The organism is bacterium, assembly GCA_009926305.1.
Classification (GTDB): domain Bacteria; phylum Bdellovibrionota_C; class UBA2361; order UBA2361; family RFPC01; genus RFPC01.
Genome location: RFPC01000273.1, coordinates 1 through 1,046 on the forward strand (window position 1 = coordinate 1; position 1,046 = coordinate 1,046).

The following is a 1,046-nucleotide window of genomic DNA, read 5'->3' on the forward strand; positions in this document are numbered from 1 at the left end:
GAGCTTACAGGCCAGTTTTACTTGACGCAGGGCATATAATTGAAACACTAGCGATTCTTTTAGGTCGATTTGGTTTTTCAATTGACGTTGAACCAGCAAGGCCTTTGAGGGTTGCTGACAGAGATTATTTTCTTGAACCCGAGATAGCTGTGGCCCATGTTGGAAGGGATAGGTTTCGAGACAGGCGTATTGATAGTGACGTGTTGGATACTCAGGACGACAGTCATTTAAAAGATGATCTGCATCTCACTAATCCCTGCGGATTCATGACTTTTGAGGGTGGAGGCCTCGTTTTTCACTCTATGTGGCGCAAGGGGCGGCGTACGAAGCTGCCATTAGAGGCTATTCGGGTGCTGAGTCATTGTCTTCCCTCGAATCGAGGAGACAGGGTGACATCTTTTGAAGGTATTCTAGAAGCATGCCGAGAGGTTCCTGAGACAGTTATTAAACGCATGAAGAAGGACGAGGTATTACTTCCCTCCAATATTGCTCAAGAAATGTACTCTGCGGCTCGTTTTTGGACCCGTTATGGATGGTATCTTTCATGGATGTTTCAGCTCGAATACATGCGCAAAGAGAAGAAAAGGGTTTTACCCGTTGCTTCGAGGATTCCTGAAGATGTAAAGAGCAAAGCGCTTTTGGAGCGAAGAACAACCCGTAAATTTCTCAGTAAGCCGGTTGATTGGGAGAAATTAAGCAAGCTCTTTGAGAAAAGGGTTTCACCCTTTCTTTCTCACAACTCAGATCTAAGATTCTTCTTTGCGATTCTGCAAGTGAGCGGATTCGAACCGGGGGTGTACGAACTTCGTTCTTCTGGAATGATAAGGCTTGGAAATGTTCTTGCTCGTGAAGAGATTCAACAGTTGACGATTGGGCAATATCCTGCCTCCTCTGGCGCGGTGACATGCTGGGCGGTGGAGAAGGTACAACCGAGAGATGCTAAGAGTTATGTTGTAAATATTCTTGATCTTTCTGTAGGAGTTGATGATAAAGCTATATTTATCATGGATATAGTATGCATGATACCCTGTCTCTTATACACATCT

The 1,046-nt window shown here is 44.7% G+C and carries 1 protein-coding gene; it reads left to right on the forward strand.

The features are described from left to right. On the forward strand, nt 1-1,046 hold a 1,046-nt coding region (locus EBR25_14495), incomplete at both ends, for a hypothetical protein (GenBank protein ID NBW42178.1).